The organism is Halorubrum californiense DSM 19288, from assembly GCF_000336875.1.
Lineage (GTDB): Archaea > Halobacteriota > Halobacteria > Halobacteriales > Haloferacaceae > Halorubrum > Halorubrum californiense.
This window is the reverse complement of record NZ_AOJK01000019.1, coordinates 27,554-52,968: the sequence shown is the minus strand read 5'-3', so window position 1 is coordinate 52,968 and position 25,415 is coordinate 27,554. Positions and strand designations below refer to the sequence as shown.

General features: G+C 71.6%; 29 protein-coding genes. 21 read left to right on the top strand and 8 right to left on the bottom strand.

Features of this window, described 5'->3' with window-relative positions; all coding sequences use genetic code 11:
- Nucleotides 1-72 precede the first annotated feature (72 nt).
- Entirely contained in the window at nucleotides 73-402 is a 330-nt protein-coding gene (locus C463_RS03845; RefSeq protein ID WP_004597287.1) for a 4Fe-4S dicluster domain-containing protein, read from the bottom strand.
- A gap of 92 nt (nucleotides 403-494) precedes the next feature.
- Nucleotides 495-2,267, bottom strand: coding sequence for a glutamate--tRNA ligase (locus C463_RS03840; protein WP_008441222.1), 1,773 nt, complete (start codon nucleotides 2,265-2,267; stop codon nucleotides 495-497).
- Between the two features lie 391 nt (nucleotides 2,268-2,658).
- Between C463_RS03840 and C463_RS03835 the strand changes: the two genes are divergently transcribed.
- Nucleotides 2,659-2,895: a hypothetical protein gene (locus tag C463_RS03835; RefSeq protein WP_008441220.1), complete on the top strand. Its 237-nt coding sequence runs from the start codon at nucleotides 2,659-2,661 to the stop codon at nucleotides 2,893-2,895.
- Nucleotides 2,896-2,926: 31 nt separating this feature from the next.
- On the opposite strand, the gene surE is transcribed toward C463_RS03835, so the two are convergent.
- Together surE and carA are read right to left on the bottom strand one after the other, a co-directional pair.
- Nucleotides 2,927-3,796: a 5'/3'-nucleotidase SurE gene (gene surE / locus C463_RS03830; RefSeq protein WP_008441218.1), complete on the bottom strand. Its 870-nt coding sequence runs from the start codon at nucleotides 3,794-3,796 to the stop codon at nucleotides 2,927-2,929.
- A gap of 177 nt (nucleotides 3,797-3,973) precedes the next feature.
- The gene (gene carA / locus C463_RS03825) at nucleotides 3,974-5,035 is read right to left on the bottom strand and encodes a glutamine-hydrolyzing carbamoyl-phosphate synthase small subunit (protein ID WP_008441216.1); all 1,062 of its coding nucleotides are present in this window, start codon (nucleotides 5,033-5,035) and stop codon (nucleotides 3,974-3,976) included.
- Nucleotides 5,036-5,132: 97 nt separating this feature from the next.
- Between carA and C463_RS03820 the strand changes: the two genes are divergently transcribed.
- The gene (locus C463_RS03820) at nucleotides 5,133-5,546 is read left to right on the top strand and encodes an Lrp/AsnC family transcriptional regulator (protein ID WP_008441215.1); all 414 of its coding nucleotides are present in this window, start codon (nucleotides 5,133-5,135) and stop codon (nucleotides 5,544-5,546) included.
- 211 nt (nucleotides 5,547-5,757) lie between these two features.
- Nucleotides 5,758-6,273, top strand: coding sequence for a hypothetical protein (locus C463_RS03815; RefSeq protein ID WP_008441214.1), 516 nt, complete (start codon nucleotides 5,758-5,760; stop codon nucleotides 6,271-6,273).
- Nucleotides 6,274-6,342: 69 nt separating this feature from the next.
- Here the strand turns inward: C463_RS03815 and C463_RS03810 are convergent, their stop codons facing one another.
- Entirely contained in the window at nucleotides 6,343-7,275 is a 933-nt protein-coding gene (locus tag C463_RS03810; protein ID WP_008441213.1) for an isoaspartyl peptidase/L-asparaginase, read from the bottom strand.
- A 121-nt stretch (nucleotides 7,276-7,396) separates the two neighbouring features.
- Here C463_RS03810 and C463_RS03805 point away from each other — a divergent pair, with 121 nt between their 5' ends.
- The 11 genes from C463_RS03805 (at nucleotide 7,397) to C463_RS03755 (ending at nucleotide 17,847) form a co-directional block, all read left to right on the top strand.
- Nucleotides 7,397-8,962: an HTTM domain-containing protein gene (locus C463_RS03805; protein ID WP_008441212.1), complete on the top strand. Its 1,566-nt coding sequence runs from the start codon at nucleotides 7,397-7,399 to the stop codon at nucleotides 8,960-8,962.
- 74 nt (nucleotides 8,963-9,036) lie between these two features.
- Nucleotides 9,037-10,032, top strand: coding sequence for a glycosyltransferase (locus C463_RS03800; protein ID WP_008441211.1), 996 nt, complete (start codon nucleotides 9,037-9,039; stop codon nucleotides 10,030-10,032).
- Between the two features lie 156 nt (nucleotides 10,033-10,188).
- The gene (icd, locus tag C463_RS03795) at nucleotides 10,189-11,451 is read left to right on the top strand and encodes an isocitrate dehydrogenase (NADP(+)) (RefSeq protein ID WP_008441210.1); all 1,263 of its coding nucleotides are present in this window, start codon (nucleotides 10,189-10,191) and stop codon (nucleotides 11,449-11,451) included.
- Between the two features lie 621 nt (nucleotides 11,452-12,072).
- On the top strand, nucleotides 12,073-13,107 hold the full coding sequence (gene cofD / locus C463_RS03790; protein ID WP_008441208.1) for a 2-phospho-L-lactate transferase: 1,035 nt from the start codon (nucleotides 12,073-12,075) through the stop codon (nucleotides 13,105-13,107).
- Nucleotides 13,104-13,955, top strand: a complete 852-nt coding sequence (locus tag C463_RS03785) for a dihydropyrimidine dehydrogenase (RefSeq protein WP_008441207.1) — start codon at nucleotides 13,104-13,106, stop codon at nucleotides 13,953-13,955. Before cofD ends, C463_RS03785 begins: the two co-directional genes overlap by 4 nt.
- The gene (locus tag C463_RS03780; protein WP_239638844.1) at nucleotides 13,952-15,013 is read left to right on the top strand and encodes a triphosphoribosyl-dephospho-CoA synthase; all 1,062 of its coding nucleotides are present in this window, start codon (nucleotides 13,952-13,954) and stop codon (nucleotides 15,011-15,013) included. Before C463_RS03785 ends, C463_RS03780 begins: the two co-directional genes overlap by 4 nt.
- Nucleotides 15,010-15,657, top strand: coding sequence for a DUF447 domain-containing protein (locus tag C463_RS03775; protein WP_008441203.1), 648 nt, complete (start codon nucleotides 15,010-15,012; stop codon nucleotides 15,655-15,657). The genes C463_RS03780 and C463_RS03775 overlap by 4 nt, the downstream gene beginning before the upstream one ends.
- A 94-nt stretch (nucleotides 15,658-15,751) precedes the next feature.
- Complete coding sequence (locus C463_RS03770; protein ID WP_008441200.1) at nucleotides 15,752-15,946, top strand: 30S ribosomal protein S17e; 195 nt, start codon at nucleotides 15,752-15,754, stop codon at nucleotides 15,944-15,946.
- 84 nt (nucleotides 15,947-16,030) lie between these two features.
- Nucleotides 16,031-17,266: a tripartite tricarboxylate transporter permease gene (locus C463_RS03765; RefSeq protein WP_008441199.1), complete on the top strand. Its 1,236-nt coding sequence runs from the start codon at nucleotides 16,031-16,033 to the stop codon at nucleotides 17,264-17,266.
- Between the two features lie 133 nt (nucleotides 17,267-17,399).
- Nucleotides 17,400-17,579, top strand: coding sequence for an HVO_2753 family zinc finger protein (locus C463_RS03760; RefSeq protein WP_004597303.1), 180 nt, complete (start codon nucleotides 17,400-17,402; stop codon nucleotides 17,577-17,579).
- Nucleotide 17,580: 1 nt separating this feature from the next.
- Nucleotides 17,581-17,847: an elongation factor 1-beta gene (locus C463_RS03755; protein ID WP_008441198.1), complete on the top strand. Its 267-nt coding sequence runs from the start codon at nucleotides 17,581-17,583 to the stop codon at nucleotides 17,845-17,847.
- Nucleotides 17,848-17,942: 95 nt separating this feature from the next.
- Here C463_RS03755 and C463_RS03750 read toward each other — a convergent pair whose 3' ends face one another.
- Together C463_RS03750 and C463_RS03745 are read right to left on the bottom strand one after the other, a co-directional pair.
- Nucleotides 17,943-18,380, bottom strand: a complete 438-nt coding sequence (locus C463_RS03750) for a DUF5809 family protein (RefSeq protein ID WP_008441197.1) — start codon at nucleotides 18,378-18,380, stop codon at nucleotides 17,943-17,945.
- A gap of 36 nt (nucleotides 18,381-18,416) precedes the next feature.
- Nucleotides 18,417-18,923, bottom strand: a complete 507-nt coding sequence (locus tag C463_RS03745; RefSeq protein WP_008441188.1) for a DUF5810 domain-containing protein — start codon at nucleotides 18,921-18,923, stop codon at nucleotides 18,417-18,419.
- Nucleotides 18,924-19,451: 528 nt separating this feature from the next.
- On the opposite strand from C463_RS03745, the gene C463_RS03740 reads away from it, so the two are divergent.
- The 5 genes from C463_RS03740 to C463_RS03720 are packed head-to-tail and all read left to right on the top strand — an operon-like array spanning nucleotide 19,452 to nucleotide 22,632.
- Nucleotides 19,452-20,696, top strand: coding sequence for a translation initiation factor IF-2 subunit gamma (locus C463_RS03740; RefSeq protein WP_008441187.1), 1,245 nt, complete (start codon nucleotides 19,452-19,454; stop codon nucleotides 20,694-20,696).
- A gap of 1 nt (nucleotide 20,697) precedes the next feature.
- Complete coding sequence (locus C463_RS03735) at nucleotides 20,698-21,186, top strand: PIN domain-containing protein (protein ID WP_008441186.1); 489 nt, start codon at nucleotides 20,698-20,700, stop codon at nucleotides 21,184-21,186.
- 21 nt (nucleotides 21,187-21,207) lie between these two features.
- Nucleotides 21,208-21,783: a DNA-directed RNA polymerase gene (locus C463_RS03730; protein WP_008441185.1), complete on the top strand. Its 576-nt coding sequence runs from the start codon at nucleotides 21,208-21,210 to the stop codon at nucleotides 21,781-21,783.
- Nucleotides 21,783-21,980 carry a transcription elongation factor subunit Spt4 gene (gene spt4, locus C463_RS03725; RefSeq protein ID WP_006114409.1) on the top strand — a complete coding sequence of 66 codons (198 nt, stop codon included), beginning with the start codon at nucleotides 21,783-21,785 and terminating at the stop codon, nucleotides 21,978-21,980. The genes C463_RS03730 and spt4 overlap by 1 nt, the downstream gene beginning before the upstream one ends.
- Before the next feature lie 28 nt (nucleotides 21,981-22,008).
- On the top strand, nucleotides 22,009-22,632 hold the full coding sequence (locus C463_RS03720) for a GTP-dependent dephospho-CoA kinase family protein (protein ID WP_008441184.1): 624 nt from the start codon (nucleotides 22,009-22,011) through the stop codon (nucleotides 22,630-22,632).
- A 19-nt stretch (nucleotides 22,633-22,651) separates the two neighbouring features.
- On the opposite strand, the gene C463_RS03715 is transcribed toward C463_RS03720, so the two are convergent.
- The gene (locus C463_RS03715; RefSeq protein ID WP_008441183.1) at nucleotides 22,652-23,233 is read right to left on the bottom strand and encodes a hypothetical protein; all 582 of its coding nucleotides are present in this window, start codon (nucleotides 23,231-23,233) and stop codon (nucleotides 22,652-22,654) included.
- Nucleotides 23,234-23,382: 149 nt separating this feature from the next.
- On the opposite strand from C463_RS03715, the gene C463_RS03710 reads away from it, so the two are divergent.
- On the top strand, nucleotides 23,383-23,688 hold the full coding sequence (locus C463_RS03710) for a 30S ribosomal protein S24e (protein WP_006114412.1): 306 nt from the start codon (nucleotides 23,383-23,385) through the stop codon (nucleotides 23,686-23,688).
- Nucleotides 23,689-23,697: 9 nt separating this feature from the next.
- Nucleotides 23,698-25,404, top strand: a complete 1,707-nt coding sequence (locus C463_RS03705) for a bifunctional N(6)-L-threonylcarbamoyladenine synthase/serine/threonine protein kinase (RefSeq protein WP_008441180.1) — start codon at nucleotides 23,698-23,700, stop codon at nucleotides 25,402-25,404.
- Nucleotides 25,405-25,415 lie beyond the last annotated feature (11 nt).

Sequence of the window (25,415 nt, the reverse complement as noted above, 5' to 3'; positions counted from 1 at the left end):
GTCAATCAATCAGAACACGAGAACTCGACCGACAGAGACCTCACCGCGTCGAAAACGACTATGTACAGCCGATTATAACCGATTTTCGCGCCCGGGATCGACGTCGATCGCATCCACGGGACAAACGTCCACGCAGAGCATACAGTCGATACACTGGTCCTCGTCGGCGGGGTTCGCCTTCCGCTCGGACTCGGGGTGGCCGGGGGTGTCGGTCCACTCGAACACGTCGACCGGACAGTCCTCCAGGCAGGCGCCGTCGGCGAGACAGATGTCGAAGTCGACCGCGACGTGCGTGCCGCGTATTCCCTGCTTCTCCGGCGGCTCGACGGGACCCCAGACGGCGACGCCGTCCTCCTCGCCGACCCGCTCGCGGTTCACTTCGAAGTTCGAGTCGATGGCCATCGTTGCCCCCGCTTCGCCGGTCGCGGGTTTAAATTCCCCGACGAACAAATTCGGTCGGTCGCACTCTGCCCGCCCGGGATGTCGAACGCCGACTACGGATGCGCGTAGTACGCCAGCAGGTCCTCGGAACCGTTCGGCCCGTCCGCCTCGTCGGTCGCACCGGGGTCGAACCCGTCGATCCGGGCGAAGCCGACGCGTACGAACTGGACGACCGTGTCGGGGTCGACGTCGGCGAGGGCGGGCTCCGCGATCCCCCGCACGTCGCCGTCGACGGTCCGGAGGAGCGTGTCGAGCCCCTCCGCGGCCGGGACCCAGTGGATCACGTCCACGTCGCCCTCGCGGACGACCTCGATGTCGGCGTCGAGGGCCGCGAACTCGTTACCGTCGTACCGGACGCAGCCGTACCCCTTCAGCCAGACGCGCTCGCCCCCGCTCGGGAGGTCAGAAGACTCGACGACCACCCGGCCGGCGGGCACCTCTCGCTCGCCGCGGTCCGGGTGGTCGGGGTGGAACTGCGGGTGACCCGCGTCGGGCGCGGGCGCGTCGCCGTCGACGACCGGGAGCTCCACGGCGGGGTCGTCGTCGCGGTCGCGGACGAAGAAGTAGCGATTCGCCGCGTCGTCGACCAGGTCGCGGTTGTTGGCGTAGACGGAGGACATCGCGAGGTCGACGTCGGAAGTGGACATCCCGAGTTCGGTCATCGAGTCGACGAGCGCCTGCCCCTGAATCCCGCGGCGGCGCATCGACTGGATGGTCGGCGCGCGCGGGTCGTCCCAGCCCGTCAGCTCGCCGTCCTCGATGAGTCGCTTGATCGTCGACGTGGAGAGTTTCACGTCGTACTCGTCGACCTGGACGTGGCCCCAGTGGAGCACCTCGGGGTACTCCCAGTCGAAGTAGTCGTAGACGAACCGCTGGCGCTTCGCGGAGTCCTGCAGGTCGATGCCGCGGATGATGTGCGTAACGCCCGTGAGGTGGTCGTCGACGCCGGACTGGAAGTCGAGCATTGGCCAGCAGCGGTACTCTGCGGCCTCCTCGCGCGGGTGCGGCGTGTCGATCATCCGGAAGGCGACCCAGTCGCGCAGCGCGGGGTTCTTGTGTTCGATGTCGGTGCGCACCCGGAGGACCATCTCGCCGGAGCCGTACTCGCCGTCGACCATGGACTCGAACTCCTCGCGGACCGTCTCGGCGTCCTTCTCGCGGTGGGGGCACGCCTCGCCCGCGTTCTTCAGCTCGGAGAACTCTTCGCCGGAACAGGAGCAGGTGTACGCGCCGCCGAGGTCGATCAGCTCGCGGGCGTGGTCGTAGTACGTCTCCAGCCGGTCGGAGGCTTTCAGCACGCGGTCCGGCTCGAAGCCGAGGTACTCGATGTCCTCCAAGATGGCGTCGTACGCGTCCAGGTCGGGGCGCTTCGTCTCGGGGTCGGTGTCGTCGAACCGACAGATGAACTCGCCGTCGTAGCGCTCCTTGTACGTCCCGATGACGGCGGGCATGCGCGCGTGGCCGACGTGCCACGGGCCGTTCGGGTTCGGCGCGGCGCGCATCACGACCTCGCCCGCCTCGGCGTTCGGGAGGTCGGGGAGGACGCGGTCGTCGTCCTCGTCGTCGGCCTCGAGCTCCGCGAGCTTCTCGGGGGCGAGCTCGCCGAGCCGCTCCCGACGCGTCGCCTCGTCCATCTCGCCGACCTCGTCGAGGACCGGCGCGAGGACGCCCGGAATCTCGTCGCCGTGCGGGCGGAACTCGGGGTTCTCGCCCATGATCGGGCCCATGATCGCGCCCACGTCCGGGTCGCTGCCGTGTTTGAGCGCGTTGAAGAGCGCCGCGGCCTCGCCGGCCGCCGCGACGCGCTCGCGGAGTTCGTCGTCCATGCTACTCGCTTGTCGGGGTCGGGTCAAAAACGCCGCGAAACGGCGGGGAGGGGCGAGTCCCGGGCTCGCCGCGTCGGTGAGGAGCCGCCGCGGACGACGGCCGCCGCGACGCGCCGCGGCGACCCGAGACGGCGGGTAGGGGCACTCGACACGAGCGCTCGGACGGGCTTAAACGACCCAGACCGTTCACGGCGATCTTGGCCCGAGACGGCCGTGAACGGTCGAGACGCTTTTCAACTCCCGGAGCGGAATATTTCGGTCCGTCGCCGCAGCGGCGCGTCGTCACTCCCGAGCGAACGGGTTCGGTTCGTCGCCTTGATGGTCGCCCGGAGCGTGGAGCGGGTATGAGCGACGCGTCGGCGGTCGTCGAAAGAAAGTCGGGGGGATCGCGGTGGTAGGACCCATCTCCGAGGCGGAGCGGGATGCCGGGAACCGGAAGGTCAAGCTCGTGCTGCTCGCGATCGTCACGGCCTCGCCGCCGCTTATCGCCCTCCAGTTGGATCCGTCACCGATACAGCTCTTGGCCGCGGCCGGCGTCGGATTCTGTCTCGGGCTCGTGGTCGTGTGGTACCTCAGCCGGCTCGCGGGAGAGTTCGCCGGCAGTCAACTGCGGTCCCGCCGCCGCTGAGATCGGTCGTCTGTCGCCGGCGCCGCGCGCGTCAGTCGGCTCCGGTCTCCACGCCCCGAGCCGGCTCGACGAGGTCGCCCGCCTTCTCGCCCGCGACCGATCGAGAGCTCGACAGCGGCGAGATGCTCACCTCGCCCTCGACGGCCGCGCGGCGGTCCGAGCCGGGATCGTCCGCAACGTTTCCGCGCAGGAACTCCCGCCAGAAGCGGTCGCGTAGCTCCATCCCCATCTCGCCGCGCCGCTCGCCGAACTCCCAGCCCTCGGGGACGTTCTCCTCGTCCGGCCCCTCCTCACCCGGGCGGAACTCGATCACGTCGAAGCCGCGCGCTGGCTCGGTCAGCCGGTACGTCGGGTTCTCCGCCGACTCGTCGTCCGCGGCCGGGACGTTGACGTTCAGCACGTCGGCGCCGAACGGGAGCCGTCCATCGTCCATCCGACCGAGCAGGTCGACGACGACCTCGCCGGCGACCGCGAAGTCGCCGTTGTCCAGCGTCGGTGGCACGGGGAGGTTCCCGCGGTCGTACAGCGAGACCGCGATCGCGGGCGTGCCGAGGAAGGAGGCCTCCATCGCGGCGCCGACGGTGCCGGACTGCCCGAGGATGTGCGCGCCGATGTTCGGGCCGTGGTTACAGCCGGAGACGACGACGTCGGGGTCGAGCCCGAGCGCCACGTCCGCGACTGCGACGCAGTCCGCGGGGGTCCCCTCGACCGCGTAGCCGCGGTCCGTCTCGGTGTAGTCGACCGTCGTGTCCCACCACGAGCGCGCGCCGCCGACGCCGGACTGGTTCGTCGCGGGCGCGACGACCGTCACGTCGTAGTCGCGGGAGAGCGCGTCCGCGAGCGCCCGGAGCCCGACGGCGTCGATCCCGTCGTCGTTGGTGAGCAGGATCTCGGTTGGCATGCCTCACCGTGCGAGGGGACGGGAGAAAACGTCGCCGGTCTGGGGTGAGAGGGGGAGCGGATGCGGACGGAAAAAGCGAGTGGGGGCCAAGCGTCACAGACGCCGGCCGGGTGGTACTCCGAGTGGTCAGTCGGAGGGCGGCGGAGTCGCGGAGGGCGGGGACCGCGGGACGCCAGCTCAGTCGGCCGCGACTCGACGCGACGAGGTCGCGAGGTCGAGCACCTCGTCGAAGAAGCCGAGCGAGTCGTGGGGGCCGGGGTTCGCCTCGGGGTGGTACTGGCGGGTGATGACCTCCAGCTCCTCGCTGTCGAGCCCCTCGACGGTGTCGTCGTTGACGTTCACCTGCGTCACCTCCAGCGGGCCGGTGTCGTCGACCGTGTAGCCGTGGTTCTGGGTGGTCATCACGACCTTGTCCGTGCGGAGGTCCTTCACCGGCTGGTTGACGCCGCGGTGACCGAACGCCATCTTCTCGGTCGAGCCGCCGAGCGCGCTGGTGATCACCTGCTGGCCGAGGCAGATACCGGCCATCGGGAGGTCGCCCGCGAACTCGTCGACGACCGCTTGGGCCGCGACGAAGTTCTCCGGGTCGCCCGGACCGTTCGAGACGAAGAGGACGTCGGGGTCGACGGCGGCCACGTCCTCGGCGGTCGCGTCGTACGGGAGGACGTGGACGTCCGCGCCGCGCTCGGTGAGCGAGGAGATGATCGATCCCTTCGCGCCGCAGTCGAGCATCGCGACGTCGACGTCGCCCCCGCCCTCGTGGACGGTCGGCTCCGCGACCGAGACCTGCGCGCCGATGTCGACGTGGTCGCTCATCGGCTCGCACGCCTCCATCTCCGCCACCGCGTCCTCGGGGGTCGCGTCCGGCCCGGCGGCGATCCCGCAGGCCATCGCGCCCTCCTCGCGGACGGTGGTGACTATCTCGCGGGTGTCGACGTGGTCGACGGCCGGCACGCCCTCTTCGGCGAGCCAGTCGGCGACGTCGTCGGTCAGCTCGCGGGCGATCGCCGCGCGGGGCTGGACCGAGTCGGACTCGAACCGCTCGCTTCGGACGCCGTAGTTCCCGATGAGGGGGTACGAGAAGGTGAGGATCTGCTCGGCGTAGGAGGGGTCGGTGAGCGACTCCTCGTAGCCGGTGTACGCGGTCGTGAACACCAGTTCGCCGCGGGTCCGCCCCGGCGCACGAGCGCGCGCTTCGAGCACGCGACCGTCGGCCAGCGCGATGTAGGCGTCCGACATTACGAGAAACGTACGCGCAAAGGATAATAAATGCGTCGTTCGAAGGTTCGTTACGATATTCGTAACGGGTAAGGCGGCGGGGGAGAGACGGACCGGTATGGACGACCTCGACCGACGGATCCTCTCGATCCTGCGACGGGACGCGCGGACCCCGTACACGGAGATCGCGGACCGGGTAGGGACCTCCGAGGGGACCGTGCGCAACCGCGTCGACCGCATGACCGACGAGGGCGTGATCGAGCGGTTCACGGTCACCACCCGCACCGGCAACGTGAAGGCGATGATCGAGATATCGGTGGAGATGAACGTCAACACCGACGCGGTCGGCCAGCGGATGAAGGAGTGGGAGGAGGTCGACTTCGTCTGGCAGGTGTCCGGCGAAGAGGACGTCGTCCTCGTCGTCGACGCCGTCGACACGCGCGCGGTCAACGAACTGATCACGCAGGCCCGAGAGATGGACGAGGTCAAGTCGACGAAGACGCGGCTCATCCTCGACGAGCGGCTCGGGTAAGCGGCGACGGTCTCGCGTCGGAGAACGCGGTTCGTCGCCGACACGAACGCACAAAGGTACCATAACCTACATATCGAGCGACGCGAATACGTCATTCCCACGCCCGGCGCTCCCATGGATTTCACAACGGAAGCACACCTCGACGAGTACGTCATTGACAGCGACAGAACAGTTTCGTTCTCCGGGTCCGACGGGGAGCTCACGTACNCCCATGGATTTCACAACGGAAGCACACCTCGACGAGTACGTCATTGACAGCGACAGAACAGTTTCGTTCTCCGGGTCCGACGGGGAGCTCACGTACACCCGGCCGTCCGGGGGGCCGCCCGTTTCCATCCCCGTGGACGACGCCACCGGCGTCGCGTTCGAGCGGAACAGGTCCCTCCACCGGCACACGTTCCTCGGCCTGTGCTTCCTCGTCCTCTCGCTGGTCCTCACCGCCGGAGCGATCGCCCTCGTCTCCCTCGGAGGCGTAACCTCTCGGGTCGAGATCGCGTTCGCGGCGTTCCTCTCTCTCTTCGCGATCGGCGGCTGGAACGCGACCTACGACTTCCTCTCGCACACGGACCGCGACGTGATCGACGTCTACATCACCACCGAAGGGGGGACGCACGTCCTCTGCGGCGAGGCCGGCGACAACGAGTTCGTCGGCGCGTGCGAGGCCCTCGTCGACTCCGACATCCCCACGACGAACCGCAACCCGACGCTCGAAGCCGAACTCGAATAGCGGGCGGAGCACCGTCGTCACCGATCGCCGAAGCCGATTCGGCTTCAAGACCGCCCTCCGCGCCGTCGATTACCGCTCGGCGACGCTCGTCTGCATCCCCTCGGTGTTGAACGCGCTTCCGGCTTCCTCGTCGCCGAGGACGATCACGCCAGCGCCGGACCCGGTTATCTCCTCGAACTCGGCTATGGCGCGGTCGGCCGCGACCTGCGCGTCCAAGCCCTCGTCGAGGAGGTCGACGGCGCGCCGCGAGAGCGTCACGCGCGCGATGTCCTCGCCGGCGCCCGTCGCGCTCGCGCCGCCCGCCTCGGTACAGAAGAACCCCGACCCGACCTGCGGCACGTCGCCGACGCGCCCGGCGAGCGCGAACGAGCGGCCCCCCGTGGAGGTGACCGCCGCGAACGCCTCGGCGTCGGTCGCGACCGCGCCGACCGTGTCGTGGTCCGGGGCGCGGCCCGACTCGTCCGCTCCCGCGTCCTCCCCGTCGTCCGCGTCTCCAGATCCGCCGCCCGCCTGGTCGTCGCCGGAGCCGAAGCGGGAGGCGAGCCAGTCGAGGTGCTCGCGGGGGCCGCCCCGCGGCGGATCCTCCGCCTCGTACCGCTCGCGCGTCTCGTCGGTGCGGAGGTCGACGCCGGTCTCGACGCCGAACTCCGCCGCGAGTTCGACCGCGTGATCGCCCGAGACGAAGATATGCGGCGTCTCTTCGCAGACGGCGCGGGCGACGCTCGCCGCGTGTTCGACGCCGGGCATCGAGCAGGCCGCCCCGACCTCGCGGTCGGAGGTCATCACGCCGGCGTCGGTGCGGACGACGCCGTCGGACTGGACCGCGCCGCCGACGCCCGCGTTGAACCGGGGGTCCGATTCGAGGACGCCGGCGGCGGACTCGACCGCGTCGAGCGGCGTCTCGCTCGCGGCGCCGCGCGCGGCCGCGTCGTCGAGGACCGCCTGTCTGGGCTCCGGGTCGTCCGGCGCACCGCCGGCGCCGCCGTGGACGATGACTCGCATACCGGAGGCTCCCGCGGCGGCCACATAAGCGCCCGGGAGCCGGCGGCGACCGCTGGGGCCGACCGGCCGACGGCCCGGCGCCGCAAGACCTATTCCCGCCCCCGGGCGATCCGCGGGCACCGTGACGATCGCCGACGCCGCGGGCCCCGACTCCGGGTTCAGCGAGGTCCCCCGGCTCCGCGCCGCGCTCCGCCGCCGCCTCGGGATCGACCCGCGCGCGCTGGCCGCGTTCCGGGTCGCCCTCGGGGCCGTCCTCATCGCCGACCTCGCGCTCCGCGCGCGGAACCTGACGGCGTTCTACGCGGACGCCGGCGCCCTGCCGCGCTCGACGCTCGCCGAGGCGTACCCGCTCGCCGCCCGGCTCTCGCTCCACGCCGTTTCGGGCGCGTCGCTGGCCGTTGCGGCGCTGTTCGTCGCCGCGGGCGTCGCGGCGGCCGCGCTCGCTGTCGGCTACCGGACTCGCGCCGCGACCGCGGTCTCGCTGGTCCTGCTCGCGTCGCTTCAGGCGCGGAATCCCCTCGTCCTCAACGCCGGGGACACCCTGCTCCTCTACCTGCTCGGCGCCGGACTGCTGTGTCCGCTCGGCGCCCGCTGGTCGGTCGACGCCGTCCGGCGCCGCGGTGCGGAGTCGCCGGAACCGACGGGCGACGGCACGACAGACCGCGTCGCCGGCACGACCGACCGCGTCGCCGGCCCCGCCACGGCGCTCCTCCTGACGGCCGTCGTCGTCGTGTACGTCTCGAACGCGGTCGTGAAGCTCCGCGGGACCGCGTGGCCCGCGGGCGAAGCGGTCGGGCTCGTCTTCCGGCTCACCTACCTCCACGGCCCGCTCGGCGGCCTCGTACCCGACTGGTCGCCGCTGCTCGCGGCCGCCACGTACGGCTGGCTCGCACTCGTCGTCGCCTCGCCGCTGCTCGTCGCGGCCGCCGGCCGCGTCCGGGCGGCGCTCGCCGGGACGCTCCTCGCGGCGCATCTCTCGATGGCGCTCACCCTCCAGATCGGCGTGTTCCCCCTCGTCTCTGCGACCGCGCTGCTGCCCTTCTTCCCGCCGTTCGTCTGGGACCGCGTCGAGCGTGCGGTCGCTCCGGCGGCCGACCGCCTCGGGGGCGACGCAGCGCGTCGGTTTGCGCCCGTGGGCGCCACGGGCGCCGGTGGCTCGACCAGCGGTGGCTCGATCCGAGCCGTCCGCGACCGGGTCGCGGCCGCGGCCCCGGTCGTCGCCGCGGTCCTCCTCGTCGCGCTCGTCGCGTGGAACGGGATGGCGCTCGGGTTCGTCGAGACGCCCGAGGCGGTCGCCGCGGTGTCGGACCCGACCGAGGGCGGCTGGGACATGTTCGCGCCGAGTCCCCCTGCGACCGACGCGCTGGTGCTGACGACCGCGACGACCGCCGACGGCGGGCGGATCGACGCCCTGTACGGCGACCGCGTCGCTCGCGACCGACCGCCCTCGGACGCGCGCGCCTACCCGACCGCGCGCTGGCGGAAGTTCCTCGCGCTGCTCGCGGACGACCCCGACCGCGACCGCGTCGACCCGCTGCTCGCGCACCTCTGCGACCGCGCGGCGGGGTTCGCGGACGCGGAGGACGAGCCGATCCGGTCCGTCACCGTCTCGGCGGTTGGAGTCGACGTGAATAGCGGCGAGACGCGGGCGGACGAACTCGGCACGCGCTCCTGTTCGGCGGCGTGAGCGAGGGATCTGGAGTCGACCGCGGACGGAACCGATCGCGGACGTTTATGTTCTGATCGCCCGATACGCCGACCGTGACCGCTCCGGAACCGACCGCGCCGGCGACGAGTCCGACGCCGGTGTCGGTCCTGCTGCCGACCGTCCGCTGGACCGACGCCTGCGACGAGGTGGCCGAGCAGCTCCGCGGCCCCGAGGCGTTCGGCGGCGACGAGGGTGGCGCCGACCCCGCGGCCGACGAACTGCTCGTGATCTGCGACTCGCCCGATGACCCCGTCGCTGACCGGCGCGGCGACCTGCCGGAGCGCGTCCGGATCCTGATGGCCGGCGAACCCGAGGGCTGCTCGGGGAAGGCGAACGCGATAGCCGCCGGGATGGCGGCGGCCGCGAACGACCGGATCGCCTGGACCGACGACGACTTCCGCCACCCCGCCGACTGGCTGGCGACGCTCGACGCCGACTACGAGCAGCGGGGGCCGACGACGGAAGTTCCGGTGTTCGTCGGGCGCGACCCCCTCGCCCGGCTGTTCGAGCCGGCCTACGTGATCGGCGGGACGCTCGCGGTGTCGACCGCGGGGATCGCGTGGGGCGGTGCGGTGATATTCGAACGCGGCGACCTCCGCGACGGGGAGGCGGCGTTCTGCCGGGACCTCCGGCGGACCGTCAGCGACGACGGGACGCTCACCGAACACGTCGACGTCTCGCCGGTCGACCGGACGCGCGACGTCCGGGCCGGCGGGTCGTTCCGGGGCTCGCTGGAGCGGTTCGTGCGCTTCCTGACGATCACGCGGTACCACGCGCCGCGGGCGACCGCGTTCAACGTCTGCCTCGGCGTCGCGATGTCCGCGCTCTGTCTGCTCGCGCCGGTCGCCGGGGTGACGCTCGTCACGGCGCTCGCGGGCGCGGTCTACGCCCGGTTCGGGATCCGCCGCGCGACGTTCCTGCTCGCGGCGCCCGGCGCGCTCGTCTCCCCCATGCTCATGGCGTACGCGCTCGCCCGCCGGACCTTCGTCTGGGGCGGGCGGCGCTACCGCTGGCGGTCGATGTTCGACGTCTCGGTCGAGCCGATCTGAGTCCGGACGGCCGGCGAAGCGCGGACGTGACGCGCGGACCGGCGGCGGAGCGACTTGCGGGGACACCGGCGGAGAGAACCGGCAAGCGCTGCGAGCGCGACGCTCACGCCGAAAACGGCAGGCACTTTAGGGGCCCACAAGAATCCACGAACGTTCATGAGCTACGATAAAGTCGACGTCCCCGACGGCGGCGAAGCCATCACGCTCGCCGACGAGGAGACCGGAGAGCTGAACGTGCCGTCGAATCCCATCATCCCGATCATCCACGGCGACGGAATCGGCACCGACGTCGGACCGGCCGCACAGCAGGTACTCGACGCCGCCGCCGAGGCGACGGGCCGCTCCATCTCGTGGATGCGCGTCTACGCTGGCGCCAGCGCCCGCGAGAAGTACGACGAGAACCTCCCCGAGGATACCGTCTCGGCCATCCGCGACCACCGCGTCGCGATCAAGGGCCCGCTGACGACCCCCGTCGGCGCCGGCTTCCGCTCGCTGAACGTCGCGCTCCGCAAGACGCTCGACCTGTTCGCGAACGTCCGCCCCACCTACCACCTCGAAGGCGTCCCGTCCCCCGTCAAGAGCCCCGAAGAGATGGACATGGTCACCTTCCGGGAGAACACCGAGGACGTCTACGCCGGCATCGAGTGGGAGGCCGGCACCGACGAGTCCGAGCAGGTACGCGACTTCCTCGAACAGGACATGGACGTCCCGGACGTCATCCACGACGGCCCGGTCGGCATCGGCGTCAAGCCCATCTCCGAGTTCGGCTCGAAGCGCCTCATCCGCGAGGCCGTCGACTACGCGCTCGCGAACGACCGCGACTCGGTCACGCTCGTCCACAAGGGGAACATCATGAAGTTCACCGAAGGCGCGTTCCGTGACTGGGGCTACGAGGTCGCCGAGGACGAGTACGGCGAGGCGGTCATCACCGAGGACCAGCTCTGGGAGGAGCACGACGGCGAGCAGCCCGAGGGCACCCTCGTCGTCAAGGACCGCATCGCGGACAACATGCTCCAGCAGCTGTTGACCCGCACCGACGAGTACTCCGTCATCGCGACGATGAACCTCAACGGCGACTACATGTCCGACGCCGCCGGCGCGCAGATCGGCGGCCTCGGCATCGCGCCCGGCATCAACCGCGGCCACGGTCGCTGTCTCGCCGAGCCGGTCCACGGCTCCGCGCCCAAGTACGCCGGCGAGGACAAGGTGAACCCCACCGCGATGATCCTCTCCGGCCGCGAGATGCTCGACTACCTCGGCTGGGGCGACGCCGCGGACCTCGTGCGCGACGCCGTCGAGGAGACCATCGCCTCCGGGAAGGTCACCTACGACCTCCACCGGCAGATCGAGGGCGGCGAGAAGCTCGCGACGAGCGAGTTCGCGGACGCCGTCGTCGACAAGATCGACGAGCTGGCGTAAGGGGGGCTTCCCGTCGACTATCGGTGGATCGCTGTCTGATCGGTCTCGGTATTTTTCCGGTCTCGTTTCGGCGTCGACTATTAGGGATGTTCCGTCGAACCGCGTTCTTAGGAGAGGACGGCTAACACCTCCAAAGCCCCAGTCGCGAGGCGGGCGCACGCTCGCTGTGCGCTTCAGTCGCTCACTGCGTTCGCTCCTTCCAGTGCTTGCGTCGTCATCAGAACGCTCCGCGTTCTGATTGGCTCACGAGAGCTTCGCTCTCGTGAACGCCTGCGCCCGCCTCGCGACTGCCCCTTTGAGTCCCACCCCTCCGGAAGACGTTCCTGCTCGCTTCGCTGTGCGGGCTGCGACTTCCGTGCTCCCGCTCGCTTCGCTCGCGGGAACGCACAGCAACCACACCTCACACCTCCCCAGCCTCGTCGGCGGTCCTCCGCTTCGCTCCGGACCGCCGACTCCCTCGCGCGTGCGACTCGCGCCCTCCGGGCGCTCGTCGGCACGCGCCGACCGCGAGGATCGGTGACGCGCCGTCGGTAGTTTACACGAAAGCCGTCACACTCGCCCCGGTCCACCTCGTCGCCCGCGGAGGCGAGGATACAAATCCGGGCGCCGCCTTGCGCCGGTATGGTAACCTTCCTCGCCGGGGGGACGGGCACGCCGAAGCTCCTCGACGGCGCGGCCCGGGTGTGGGACCCGGCCGAGACCGCGGTCGTCGCCAACACGGGCGACGACGTCGAGCTCGGCGGGCACCTCGTCTGCCCGGACGTCGACACCGTGCTGTTCGCGGGCGGCGGCGTCCTCGACCGCGAGACCTGGTGGGGGATCGACGGCGACACGACCGCGACCCACGCGGAGCTGCGCCGGCTCGCCGAGGAGGTCGGTCTCGGGACCTCTCCCCGATACCTCGGCGACGACGCGCAGACCGCCGGGCGAGAGATCGCCCGATGGCGGCGGTTCTCCGCGGTCGGCGAGTTCATGGAGATCGGCGACCGCGACCGCGCGGTCCACCTGACGCGAACGAGCCTGCTCGACGAGGGGAAGTCGCTCACCGAGGCGATCCGCGTCCTCGCCGACGCCTTCGACCTCGACGTGGAGCTCCTCCCGATGTCCGACGACCCGGTGGCGACGCTGGTACACACCGAGGGCGGCGAGACGCTCCACTTCCAGGAGTACTGGGTCGCGCGCCGCGGCGAGCCGCCGGTCGCGGACGTGGAGTTCCGGGGCGCCGCCGACGCGGAGCCGACCGGCGCGGTGCTGGACGCCCTCGCCGACCCGGTCGTGATCGGCCCCTCGAACCCCGTGACGAGCCTCGGCCCGATGCTCGCGCTCCCCGGCTTCGAGCGCGCGCTCCGGGAGACGCCCGTGGTCGCCGTCTCGCCCTTCGTCGGTGACAAGGTGTTCTCCGGCCCGGCCGCGGACCTGATGGAGGGCGTCGGCCGCGAGCCCTCGACCACGGGCGTGGCCGACTCCTACCCCTTCGCGGACGCGTTCGTCCTCGATGACGCGGACCCGACCGGGCTGGACCGGCACGTCGAGCGCACCGACACGCGGATCGACGGCGCGGACGACGCCGAACGCGTCGCTCGCGCCTGCGAACGCGCGCTGGCGGCCGTCGCCGACAACTCGGTGGACGCGCCGCCGCGGGAGGGGGCGGAGTGACCCGGGAGCCCTTCCTCGTCGCCGCGAGCCTCAGCGGCGCCGCCGACGTCGAGTGGGCGCGCGCCGCGGCCGAACACGTCGACGTCGCACTCCTCGGGGGGGTGGCGCTCGACCCGGCCAGCCGAGCGGCCGCCCGCGACCTCGTCGCTCGCGGCCGGTCCGAGTTCCTCCCGGCGGACCCCGTCGCGTTCGTCGCCGACCAGCTCGACGCGCTCGCGGACGCGCCGGTCCGCCCCGGGATCAACGTCCGGAGCGCGACGCCGGAGCCGATCCGGGCGGTCGCCGAGATCTGCGCCGACCGCGGCGCCGTCTGCGAGGTCAACGCCCACTGTCGGCAGCCGGAGCTGCGCGCGGTCGGCTGCGGCGAGTCGCTGCTCCGCGAGCCCGACCGCCTCGCGCGGTACGTCGCCGCCGCGGCCGAGACGGGCGCGACGACGAGCGTGAAGGTCCGCGCCGAGGTGTCCGGGGTCGACCTCGTCGAGGTCGCGGAGACCACGGCCGCGGCCGGCGCAGACTGGCTCCACGTCGACGCGATGGATTCCGGGGCGGTCATCGCGGACCTCGCGGCCGCGGTCGGCGGCAAAGCCGGCGGGGACGAGGAGACCGCGAGCGGAGACGGCGACGAGAGCGCACTCGCCGATCTGACGCTCGTCGCCAACAACGGCGTCCGCGGCCCTGATACCGTCGCCGAGTACGCAGCGCATGGGGCCGACGCGGTGAGCGTCGGGCGCCCGACCGAGGACCCGCCCGTCCTCGCGCGCGTCGCGGACGCGGTGGAGGAATGGCGGGGCGGGCGGCTCCGCCGGGACGGCAGCGAAGCGGGCCCGGGGCCGGAGGCGCGGCCGTGACCCGCGACGAGCCGCCGGCGGGGAACGCGACGACGCCAGCGGCGGGAGACGCGACGACGGACCCCGTCGACGACGCGACGCTCGCGCTCCTCGTGGAGGTCGCCGGCACGCCGAAGCCCGGGAACGTCGACCGGCGCCGCGACCTCGACGACCTGCGGTTCGAGGCGTTCCTCGGCGGCGCAGTCGGCGCGCGACCGGGTCTCGAACTGGCGGCGGGGAAGGAGGCCGCGGGGAGGGCGGTCGTGGGGGAGACCCCAGCGGTCGGCGACGCGTTCGAGCAGGCCGTCAAGGGGATGGCCGCGCGCGCCGGGACGAACACACAGTTCGGCTGTCTGCTGCTGCTGGTCCCGCTGGTCCGGGCGGCCGCGGATCCCGGGCGGGAACTCGCTCCCGACGGCCTCGACGCGGTCTGTCGCGCGACGACCGTCGACGACGCCGTCGCGTTCTACCGCGCGTTCGAGGCCGTCGACGTCGCGGTCGACGACCCGCCGCCGGGCGCGGCCGACCTCGACGTGCGCCGCGGGAGCGACGCCGAGCCCGCGCTCCGCGAGCGCGGAATGACTCTGCGAGACGTGCTGGCGCTGTCCGCGGAGCCGGGCGGGTCGGCGGAAGCGGCCGATTCGGGTGACCCAGATCGCGTCCCCGACCGCAACGCCGCCGAGTGGACGGAGGGATTCCCGCGGACGTTCCGCGCCGCCGAGTGGATCCTGACCGACGAGGGGCCGCTCGCGGACCGGGCGGCGCGGGCGTTCCTCGGGCTGCTCGCCGCGGAGCCCGACACCCTCGTCGCGTCGACGCGGGGGGCTGAGACGGCGCACGAGGCGAGCGGGCGGGCGAGGGCTCTGTTGACGGGCGGCGCCGACGGGTCCGACCCGGCCGGTCCGCTCGGCGACATCGGCGCAATCGACGCGGTGGCCGTCCACGGTGCCGACCTCGACGCCGCGGAGTCGCTGGCGGAGGCGTTCGTCGCCGAGGGGATCAACCCCGGCACGACCGCGGACCTCACCTGCGCGGCCCTGTTCGTCGCGCTCCGGCGCGGCGCGGAGGTGGCGCCGTGAGCGACGAGCGAGGGGACCACCTCGGCGTCGCGCCCGAGGGCTGGCCCGTCCCGCTACGAGGCGTCACCGAATCCGTCGTGACGACGCGCGGGCCGAACGACCGGTGGAACGTCGCGGCGCTGGGGCTCCACGCACCCGAGACCGATGCGGACGGAGAGCCTGAAGAACCCGTCACCGCGCGCACCTACGGGCGCACCCGCACGTGGCGGAACTTCGCCGAGCGCGGGGGCGGGGTGGTCCAGTTCACCGTCGATCCGCGGACGTTCGTCGACGCCGCGCTGACGGTCCGCGAGGTCGACGACCCGGTCCTCCCGAGCGCCGACGCGTGGGTCGAGGTGCGCGCCGAGGAGGTCGCAGCCGAGACCGATGGCGACACCACGATCCGGACGTGGGAGCTGTCGCCGGTCGAGTCGGCCGTCGTGGCCAAGCGTGTCCCGACGGTAAACCGGGGGTTCGGCGCGGTCGTCGACGCGACGGTGGCCGCGTCGCGGCTGGACGTGCCGGGGTTCGACACCGCCGAGCTACTGGAGCGGCTCCAGTACTTCGCCGACGTGGTGGAGCGCTGCGGCGGGCCGGCCGAGCGCGAGGCGTTCGCGCGCATCGACGAGGCCACCGGGTGGCGAGAGCGCGCGGACGAGTCGTGACGGACCCGACTGACGGAGATCCGCCGCGACTCCGGTTCTCGGCCGCTCGCGGCGGAACGAACCCTTTTAGTTCGGGCCGCCGGTACCGCTCGGTATGGCCATCAAACCCAAGTACATCAAACAGCTCGGGAACCTCCTGTTGGAGCAGTATCCCGACTCGTTCAACACGGACTTCGAGACGAACAAGGAGAGCGTCACGGCCCTGACGACCGTCGAGTCGAAGGGCGTCCGCAACCGGATCGCGGGCTACGTCACGCAGAAGAAGTCGCAGGCGGCGCAGCACGCCTAAGCGCTCGGTTCGAATCGCACTGATTCTGCGGAGGGTCGCAGGCGCCCGACACATTAAGTCCGGAGCCGCGACCATCCCGCCTCGATGGACGCGCTCGTGCGGCCGGTGGTCGACCCGACGTTCGCGACGGGCGCGCTCGCGTTCCTGCTCGGCGGCGTCGCGCTCGGGACAGCGAGCGGGCTGGTCCCCGGGCTCCACGCAAACAACTTCGCGCTGCTCCTCGCGGGGTTCGCGCCGTCGGTGCCGGCCGACCCGCTGTTCGTGGGCGTCGCGATGCTCGGCGCCGGCGTCGTCCACTCCTTCCTCGACATCGTGCCCGCGCTCGCGCTCGGCGTGCCCGACGCCGCGACGGCGGTCGCCGCGCTCCCCGGGCATCGGTTGGTGATCGCGGGCCGCGGTCGCGAGGCCGTCCGGCTCTCCGCGGTCGGTTCCGGGCTGGCGGTCGCGCTCGCGGTGCCGCTTGCGGTCCCGATCACGTGGCTGATGGTGCGGTGGTACCCGACGCTGCGGGCGCACCTGCCGCTGCTGCTCGGAGGCGTCGTCGCCCTGCTCGTCCTCACCGAGTCGTCGCGCCGGACCGCGGTCGGCGGGCTGTTCGCGTTCCTCGCGAGCGCCGCGCTCGGACTCGCGACGCTCGATGCCGACCCCGCGGCGCCGCTGTCGACCGGTGGCGTCCTCGCGCCGCTGTTCGCCGGGCTGTTCGGCGTGCCGGTCCTCGTCGACGCGCTCGGCGGCGGGGGCGTCCCGCCGCAGGCCGACCCGCGGATCGCGATGCGGGCGCGCGACCTCGGGACGAGCGCGGGCGCCGGCTCGCTCGCCGGCACGGTAGTGGGCTACGTCCCGGGCGTGTCGGCCGCCATCGCCGCCGTCGCCGCGATGCCCGCGGTGCCGCGCGAGTCCGCCGACCGCGGCTTCGTCGTCGCGACGAGCGGCGCGAGCACGGCGAACACGATATTTGCACTGTTCGCGCTGGTGGCGCTCGGAACGCCGCGGACGGGCGTGACCGTCGCGATCGATCGGGCCGGCGTGCCGTTCGCGCTTCCGATGCTGCTCGTCGCGGCCGCGACCGCCGCCTGCTTCGGGTTCGCCCTGGTCGTGCTCGTCGGCGACCCGTACCTCAGGATCGTCGGGAACGCCGACTACACTCGGCTCTCGGTCGGCGTGTTGGGGCTGCTCGCGATCGTGTCGTACGCGTTCGCCGGGGCGTTCGGCGTCGGCGTCCTCCTCGTCGCGGGCGCGCTGGGACTCGTCCCGCCGCGGGTCGGGGCGCGGCGCGTCCACCTGATGGGCGTCCTCATCGGGCCGCTGATGATCGGCTGACTGGCGACGGCGGCGCCGGCACGGACCCCGCGGGCCGCCGGGATCGCCTTTATCGAGTGGCACGGTAGCGGGGCGCACGGTGCGTTCCGGCGGAAAGAACAACGGTTAAAAGTCGCGGCCGGTGAGTACGTGTATGAGCCAGAGCGACTCTCAAGCGACTCCGCAGTGCGTCTCCTGTGGAATTCAGGTGTCCGGCATGAACGCCGCGCGGTTCTCCTGTCCGGACTGCGGCGCCACCATCTACCGGTGCTCGAAGTGCCGGAAGCAGAGCAACCTCTACGAGTGCCACGACTGCGGCTTCCGGGGGCCGTAAGATGGGCGACGTCGCCGCCAAGATCAAGGTCATGCCGAACAGCCCCGAGGTCGACCTCGACGACCTCCAGGACCGCCTCGAAGAGGTTCTCCCCGAGGGTGCGAAGATCCGCGGCTTCGAGCGCGACGACGTCGCGTTCGGGCTGGTCGCGCTCCTCCCGACCGTCATCGTCCCCGACGGCGCCGGCGGCACGGAGGCCGTCGAGGAGGCGTTCTCGCAGGTCGACGACGTCGAGTCCGTCAACGTCGAGAACGTCGGTCGCCTGTAACGGCGAATCCGCTCGGGCAGCGTTAACGGTTCGGATTTTGCGGTTTCAGTTTCTTCAAAGAGCGACCGCTCCGTCGGTCGTGTCGGTCGACCGGGCTACCGCCCCGACTCGTAGAACTCCTCGCGGTAGACGCGCCCGAATGCGTTGCGTCGGAGGGTGCTGGCCGCCGCGTCGGGCTCTTCCTGATACGTCGCCGCGATCACCGTGTCCGCGAAGGGGATCGGGTGCCAGACGACGTTGTCGACGTTGTCGGAGCCGATCCGGACGACGTCCTCGTCGTCGAACTCGCTGTCCGCGAGCCACGCGTCGAACTCGTCGGCCTCGCCGACGTGGACCGCGAGCAGCTCCGCGAACGTCGCGTCGCGGGCCGTCCGGATCACCTCGGGGGTGACGCGCTCGTCGTACTCGTCGGCGCCGAACGACATCGCCTTCGTCGCCTCGCGGACGACGGCCTGCGCGACCGGGCCGACCTCCTCGTAGCGTTCGAGCGCGTCGGCGCGCGTCTCGGGGGCGAACGTACCTCTGGTCTCCATACGCGCGGTTGGCCGGGGGCGGGGAAGGGCGTTCCGCTACGCGTCGGGGTCGGCGTCGCCCGTTGCGTCTTCGTCGGCGGTGTCTGCCTCGTTCTCGTCGCCGTCGTCCGCGGCCGCTCCGCTGGTCATCTCTCGCGCTTCGCGGAGGGCCTCGGCGACGGTCGGATCGTCGACCGATTCGGGGTCGGGGACGCCGGCTTCGGGAGCGGGGTCGGCGTAGCCGTGGTCGTGGCCGGACCCGTGGTCATGTTCGTGGTCGTGAGCGTGGGCTGCGGGAGCCGCGTCCCCGCCCGAGCCCATCCCGACGTCCGGGCGACCGCGGGGCACGGTGTCCTCGAACACCTCCTCGTACTCCGCGTCGTCGGCGTGTGGCGTCACCTCGGCGGCGAGTTCGGCCGGCTCGCGCTCGCTCCAGTCGTCGACGCGCTCGTCGAGCCACGCCTCGTGGTCGCCGCCGTGGAGCATCGCGGTGAACGCGAGGTGGTGCGCGAGGTGTTCGCCGTCGCGCTGCGGGGTGTCACAGACGGGGCACGCGTATCCCATGTGGGCCATTAGTTCGTGGGTGAGCCGTAAAGCCGCGTCGAAGGTGGATCACTCGAAGTCGATGGTTCAGCTGGAACTACTGCGTGTGCGGAGAACGCCGCCAAAGCCCCAGCCGGGAGGCGGGCGCACGCTCGCTGTGCTCCTCGGTCGCTCACTCCGTTCGCTGCCTGCGGTGCTTGCGTCGCCTGCGCCCGCCTCCCGGCTGCCCCTTTGAGTCCCGCCCCGCACCGCAACCGCAGCCTCACACCTCCCCAGCCTCGTCGCTGGCACCCTCCGCTTCGCTCCGGGGCCAGCGACTCCAGCGAGGACCGAAGGTCCCTCTGGCAGCCGGCGCTATGCGCCGGCGACCTCGCGCGTGCGACTCGCAGCCTGACGGCTGCTCGTCGGCACGCGCCACCGCACCGCGTCGGTGAGCCTGAACGATTCCTCGTCGGCTCGCCCGCGGGCGCCTCTCGCACCTATAACAGCAACTTTATCACTCGCACGGGGCGAAATTCGCATAAGACTACTCCGTTAGGAGGTCCAACAGTGACTGAAGCCAACACACAACCGGAGGTGAACATCGGTCTCGTCGGTCACGTCGACCACGGGAAGACCACGCTGGTACAGGCGTTGTCCGGCTCGTGGACCGACCAGCACAGCGAGGAAATGAAACGCGGTATCTCGATCCGTCTGGGGTACGCGGACGCGACGTTCCGACGCTGCCCCGGCGTCGACGAGCCCGAGTGTTACACCGTCGACGAGGAGTGCGAGGACGGCTCCGAGAGCGAGCCGATCCGGACGGTGTCGTTCGTCGACGCCCCCGGCCACGAGACGCTGATGGCGACGATGCTCTCGGGCGCCTCGATCATGGACGGCGCGGTCCTAGTCGTCAGCGCGACCGAGGACGTCCCGCAGGCGCAGACGGAAGAGCACCTGATGGCGCTCGATCTCATCGGGATCGAGAACATCGTCATCGCGCAGAACAAGGTCGACCTGGTCGGCCGCGACCGCGCCGTCGACAACTACGAGCAGATCCAAGAGTTCGTCGAGGGAACCGTCGCGGAGGACGCGCCGATCGTCCCCGTCTCGGCTCAACAGGAGGTCAACCTCGACCTGCTCATCGACGCCATCGAGTCGGAGATCCCGACGCCGGACCGAGACCCGGGCGAGAGCGCCCGGATGTACGCGGCCCGCTCGTTCGACATCAACCGCCCCGGCGCGACCGCCGAGGACCTCAAGGGCGGCGTCGTCGGGGGCTCGCTGGTCAGCGGCGAGCTGTCGGTCGGCGACGGGCTGGAGATCCGCCCGGGCCGCGAGGTCGACGAGGAGGGCCAGACCGAGTGGCGCCCCCTGGAGACGACCGTCCGGTCGCTCCAAGCGGGCAACCGCGACGTCGACACCGCCCACCCGGGCGGCCTCCTCGGCGTCGGCACCGGGCTCGATCCGAGCCTGACGAAGGGCGACGCCCTCGCCGGACAGGTCGCGGGCGAACCGGGAACGCTCCCGCCGACCCGCGAGGAGTTCGAGATGAAAGTCGACCTCCTCGACCGCGTCGTCGGCAAGGAGGACGACGAGAGCGGCGAGAGCGACATCGAGGAGATCAGCACCGGCGAGCCGCTGATGCTCACGGTCGGCACCGCGACGACGGTCGGCGCGGTGACGAGCGCGCGCGACGGTGAGTGCGAGGTGAGCCTCAAACGGCCCGTCTGCGCCGAGGAGGGCGCGCAGATAGCGATCAACCGGCGCGTCGGCGCGCGCTGGCGGCTCATCGGCGTCGGGACGCTCACGTAGCGTGGCCGACGACGCCCGCGCGGACGGTCCGGAATCGGCGCCCGCGGGCGGCAGCGAGGCGCAGTCCGACGACGCCCGCACCGAGGACCTCGCGGGCGACGGTCCCGGCGTCCCGGTCGTGGCGCTCGACGCGAGCGCGCTGATGGCGCCGGTCGAGGCCGATCTGCGGCTGTTCGAGGAGCTGGATCGGCTCCTCGGCGGCTACGAGGCCGCGGTGCCGACGGCGGTCCTGGCGGAGCTCGACGGCCTCCAAGGCGGAAACGGCGCGGAGGCGACCGCCGCGAGCGTCGGAGCGGACCTCGCGGAGCGGGCGGAGGCGGTGGAGACGGACGAATCGTACGCCGACGACGCGCTCGTCGCCCTGGCCGCGGCCGGCCGGGTCGACGCCGTCGTCACGGTCGACGGACCCCTCGCGAAACGGGTGCTGGCGGTGGACGCACCAGTAATCGGTTTAAGGGGTCGGAACACACTGGCGATAACGGAACCATAGCGGCCGCGGACAACCAACAACATGTACAAACGAGTTCGACTCAAGGACACGGTCGAGGTCCCGCCGAAGCACCTGGCGGACGTCACCGACGAGCGGGTGAAGGCCCTGCTCCAAGACAAACTGGAAGGACGGATGGACGAGGACGTCGGCAGCGTCGTGAGCGTCATCGAGGTTCACGACATCGGCGAGGGGGCGGTGTTACACAACCGGCCCGGCGTCTACTACGAGGCGGAGTTCGACGCGCTCACCTACGACCCCGAGATGCAGGAGGTCGCCGACGGCACCGTCGTCGAGACGGTGGAGTTCGGCGCCTTCGTCGGGATCGGGCCGGTGGACGGGCTGCTCCACGTCTCGCAGATCACCGACGAGTACCTCACGTTCGACGGCGCGAACCAGCAGCTCGCCTCGTCGGACTCCGACAAGACGCTCGGCGTCGACGACGCGGTCCGCGTCCGCGTCGTCACCAAGAGCATCGACGAGCGGAACCCCCGGGACTCGAAGATCGGGCTCACGGCGAAACAGCCCGGCCTCGGGAAGCACGACTGGCTGGAGGGCCAGCGGAAACACCGCGAGCAGACCGGTGAGGAGGCTGACTGATGGCCGAGGACCGCCTGGCCTGCCGGGAGTGTCACCACGTCAACGATCCGGACGCCCAGACGTGCGCGCTCTGCGGGTCCTCGTCGCTGACGGAGGACTGGGCGGGCTACGTCATCATCACCAAGCCCGAGGACAGCGACATCGCCGAGGAGATGAACGTCTCCGAGGCGGGCGCGTACGCGCTCAAGGTCAGATAACCGGCCGAAGAGGCCCCACACGAAGCCGATGACCGACCCGACCGACCCGCTTCTCACCCTCCCCGAATCGCTTCGCGATGCGTTCAAGGAGCCGCTGGGACCGGTCACGACCGATGCCGCCGCGCTCTTGCGGGCCGTCGACGAGACCCGCGAGCGACACGGATCGCCGGACGAGGGTGCCCCCCGGCTGGTCGCGGTCGGCGACGTGGTCACCTACCACCTCCGGGAGGCCGGCCGCGTTCCGGACGCCGCGCTGGTCGACGGGAAGACGGAGCGCGAGGCGGTCCGCGAGGAGATAGCGACCGCGCTTTCTGCCACGGACGAGCGGCGCATTCCCGTCGAGAACCCGGCGGCGGCGCTGTCGGCGGCGCTGCTCGACGCGCTCGCCGAGGGGCTCGCGGCCGCCGAACCGGTGACGATCCAGGTGACCGGCGAGGAGGACCTGGCGGCGCTGCCGGCGATGCTGGCGGCGCCGCTCGGGTCGACCGTCGTCTACGGGCAGCCCGGCGAGGGGATGGTCCGCGTGGCGATCACGCCCGAGACCCGACGGGAGGCGCGAGAGCTGTTCGAGGGATTGACGGGCGACACCGCGGCCGCGTACGAGATTTTGGGCGTCGACCCGGACGGCTTCGACGGGACCGGCTCGGAGTAGGCGAACCGAGCGGTCGGCGTCACTCGCCGTCGACGGCGACGGTGGCCGCGAGGACGACGAGACCGACCGCCAGCGCGACCGCGGTCGTCAGCCGCGGCGTGACCGGCAGCGCCGAGACCGGGGCGTACGGTTCGGTTCCGTTTCTGCGGAGGGTCTCCAGCGCGTCGACGCCCCAGTGACCGCTCGCCAGCAGCGTGAGGCCGACGACGACGCCGAGACCCCCGGTGACGAACCCGATTCCCGTGAGCGCGTCCTCGACGGCGAGGACCCTCCAGACGCCGTCGCCGCTCGGTTCGGGGCCGCGTGCGAGGCGTCGTTGGAGCGCGACGAGGCCGAGGCCGGCCCCGCCGGCCGCGAGGGCGCCGACCAGCACGACCGCCGCGACGCCGAGCGGCGTCGCGAGCGGGGGTCCCGAGAACGCCGCCTCGCGGACGGCCCCGGGCAGGGTCGCGACGACCGGCGCCGCGAGCGAACCGAGGAGCGCGACGCCGCCGCAGATCCGGGCCTTGCGGACCGGCGACAGCGGGACGATGACGTTCGCCGCCCGGACGAGGTCGTACTCCGAGCGGTCGGCCGGGTCGAATCGGGCGTCGTCGGACATCTGTGTGGTAACGAGACACACGGTCCGAGGAAGTGAAACCCTGACGCCGAACGGGGCGCTCGGACGACGATCGGCGAGCGGTTCGGCGGCGTCACCCCCGCTTCGAAATCCTTTTACAGCTTTCGAGGGGATATACGCCCAACTGAACCATGGACGTCGATATCATCTCCGAAGAGGAGAACCCGATGCTGCACCGCACGGACATCCGTTTCGAGACGACTCACGAGGAGGCAACCCCCTCGCGGCTGTCGGTCCGCGACTCGCTGGCGGCCAAGCTCGACAAGGACTCCGAGGAAGTCGTCGTCCACGAGCTCGACACGAAGTTCGGCATGCGCAAGACGGTCGGCTACGCGAAGGTGTACGACTCCGCGGCCGACGCGCTGGACGTCGAGCAGGATCACATGCTCGAACGCAACAAGATCGGCGGCGAAGAGGCGGACGCCGAGGAAGCGTAACCCCGCCGGATGCGCGTTCTCGGCATCGAGGGTACCGCGTGGTGCGCCAGCGCCGCGCTGTACGACGCCGAGACCGACTCAGTTCTCATCGAATCCGACCCCTACGAGCCGGACAGCGGCGGTATTCACCCGCGCGAGGCCGCCGAACACATGTCGGAGGCGATCCCCGCGGTCGTCGACCGAGTGTTGACCGCAGCCGAGGACGAACACGGCCCAGACGCGATTGACGCGGTCGCCTTCTCTCGGGGCCCGGGGCTCGGCCCCTGCCTCCGGATCGTGGGGACCGCGGCGCGGTCGCTCGCCGGGACGCTCGACGTCCCCCTCGTCGGCGTCAACCACATGGTGGCGCACTTGGAGATCGGTCGCCATCAGTCCGGCTTCGACAACCCGGTCTGCCTGAACGCCTCGGGTGCGAACGCGCACCTGCTCGGCTACCACGACGGACGCTACCGCGTCCTCGGCGAGACGATGGACGCCGGCGTGGGCAACGCGATAGACAAGTTCACGCGCCACGTCGGCTGGAGCCACCCCGGCGGCCCGAAGGTGGAGGCGGCGGCCGCGGAGTACGCGTCCGAGGCGGACGAAGATGGTGGCGGCGCCGAGCTCCTCGATATGCCGTACGTCGTCAAGGGGATGGACTTCTCGTTTTCCGGGATCAGCTCGGCCGCCAACGACGCCGCGGACGACGGCGTCCCGGTGGAGGAAATCTGCTTTTCGCTCCAGGAGCACGTGTTCGCGATGCTCACCGAGGTGTCCGAGCGCGCGCTGTCGCTGACGGGCGCCGACGAACTCGTGCTGGGCGGCGGCGTCGCACAGAACGACCGCCTTCGCGAAATGCTGGCCGCGATGTGCGAGGCGCGCGGCGCCGACTTCCACGCCCCGGAGCCGCGCTTCCTCCGCGACAACGCGGGGATGATCGCCGTGTTGGGGGCAAAGATGGCCGCCGCGGGAGACACGGTTCCGATCGCTGAGTCCGCGGTCGACCCGAACTTCCGACCGGACCGAGTGCCGGTGACGTGGCGCGACGGGGAGTCGGTCGCGCGCGGCGGCGCAACTGGCGGAGCGGGCGGCACGGCGCGGGACCCAGAGGCGGACCGCCGCGGCGCGGAGGCAACCGTGACGGTCACCGGGACCGAAGGAGACCGCCGGGTGATCAAGCGGCGGGTCGAGAAGTCGTACCGCCACCCCGAACTCGACCGGGCGCTCAGGCGCGATCGGACCGTCGCGGAGGCGCGGCTAACGAGGGAGGCGCGGCGCGCGGGCGTGCCGACGCCGCTCGTGTACGACGTCGACCTCGCGACCGCGACGTTGACGCTCCAGTACGTCGGCGAGCGCGACCTCGCGACCGCCCTCGACGAGCGCGCGACCGAGGCGGTCGGCCGCCACCTCGCGCGGCTCCACGGCGCGGGAATCGTCCACGGCGACCCGACGACGCGGAACGTGCGCGTGTCGCCCGACAGCGTCGCGGGGCAGACGGCGAACGGCGAGCCCGACACGGCGCCGGGGACGTACCTCATCGACTTCGGACTCGGCTACCACACCGGTCACGTCGAGGACCACGCGATGGACCTCCACGTGTTCGAGGGGTCGATCCGGGCGACTGCGAGCGATCCCGACCCGCTGATCGCGGCGTTCGAGGCGGGGTACGAGGCGGTCGGCGAGGGTGAGGTCCTCGAACGGCTCCGCGACGTGGCGGACCGCGGCCGGTATCGCTGAAGGCGTCCGGA

Coding starts and splice junctions, on each gene's coding strand:
- C463_RS03720 (WP_008441184.1), top strand. CDS start 22,009: ATGACCGACCCGACCGACCCGCTTCTCACCCTCCCCGAATCGCTTCGC.
- C463_RS03730 (WP_008441185.1), top strand. CDS start 21,208: ATGTACAAACGAGTTCGACTCAAGGACACGGTCGAGGTCCCGCCGAAG.
- icd (WP_008441210.1), top strand. CDS start 10,189: ATGAGCTACGATAAAGTCGACGTCCCCGACGGCGGCGAAGCCATCACG.
- C463_RS03705 (WP_008441180.1), top strand. CDS start 23,698: ATGCGCGTTCTCGGCATCGAGGGTACCGCGTGGTGCGCCAGCGCCGCG.
- C463_RS03710 (WP_006114412.1), top strand. CDS start 23,383: ATGGACGTCGATATCATCTCCGAAGAGGAGAACCCGATGCTGCACCGC.
- C463_RS03715 (WP_008441183.1), bottom strand. CDS start 23,233: ATGTCCGACGACGCCCGATTCGACCCGGCCGACCGCTCGGAGTACGAC.
- C463_RS03820 (WP_008441215.1), top strand. CDS start 5,133: ATGGACGACCTCGACCGACGGATCCTCTCGATCCTGCGACGGGACGCG.
- C463_RS03845 (WP_004597287.1), bottom strand. CDS start 402: ATGGCCATCGACTCGAACTTCGAAGTGAACCGCGAGCGGGTCGGCGAG.
- C463_RS03745 (WP_008441188.1), bottom strand. CDS start 18,923: ATGGGATACGCGTGCCCCGTCTGTGACACCCCGCAGCGCGACGGCGAA.
- C463_RS03760 (WP_004597303.1), top strand. CDS start 17,400: ATGAGCCAGAGCGACTCTCAAGCGACTCCGCAGTGCGTCTCCTGTGGA.
- carA (WP_008441216.1), bottom strand. CDS start 5,035: ATGTCGGACGCCTACATCGCGCTGGCCGACGGTCGCGTGCTCGAAGCG.
- C463_RS03750 (WP_008441197.1), bottom strand. CDS start 18,380: ATGGAGACCAGAGGTACGTTCGCCCCCGAGACGCGCGCCGACGCGCTC.
- C463_RS03810 (WP_008441213.1), bottom strand. CDS start 7,275: ATGCGAGTCATCGTCCACGGCGGCGCCGGCGGTGCGCCGGACGACCCG.
- C463_RS03755 (WP_008441198.1), top strand. CDS start 17,581: ATGGGCGACGTCGCCGCCAAGATCAAGGTCATGCCGAACAGCCCCGAG.
- spt4 (WP_006114409.1), top strand. CDS start 21,783: ATGGCCGAGGACCGCCTGGCCTGCCGGGAGTGTCACCACGTCAACGAT.
- surE (WP_008441218.1), bottom strand. CDS start 3,796: ATGCCAACCGAGATCCTGCTCACCAACGACGACGGGATCGACGCCGTC.
- C463_RS03815 (WP_008441214.1), top strand. CDS start 5,758: ATGGATTTCACAACGGAAGCACACCTCGACGAGTACGTCATTGACAGC.
- C463_RS03765 (WP_008441199.1), top strand. CDS start 16,031: ATGGACGCGCTCGTGCGGCCGGTGGTCGACCCGACGTTCGCGACGGGC.
- C463_RS03840 (WP_008441222.1), bottom strand. CDS start 2,267: ATGGACGACGAACTCCGCGAGCGCGTCGCGGCGGCCGGCGAGGCCGCG.
- cofD (WP_008441208.1), top strand. CDS start 12,073: ATGGTAACCTTCCTCGCCGGGGGGACGGGCACGCCGAAGCTCCTCGAC.
- C463_RS03770 (WP_008441200.1), top strand. CDS start 15,752: ATGGCCATCAAACCCAAGTACATCAAACAGCTCGGGAACCTCCTGTTG.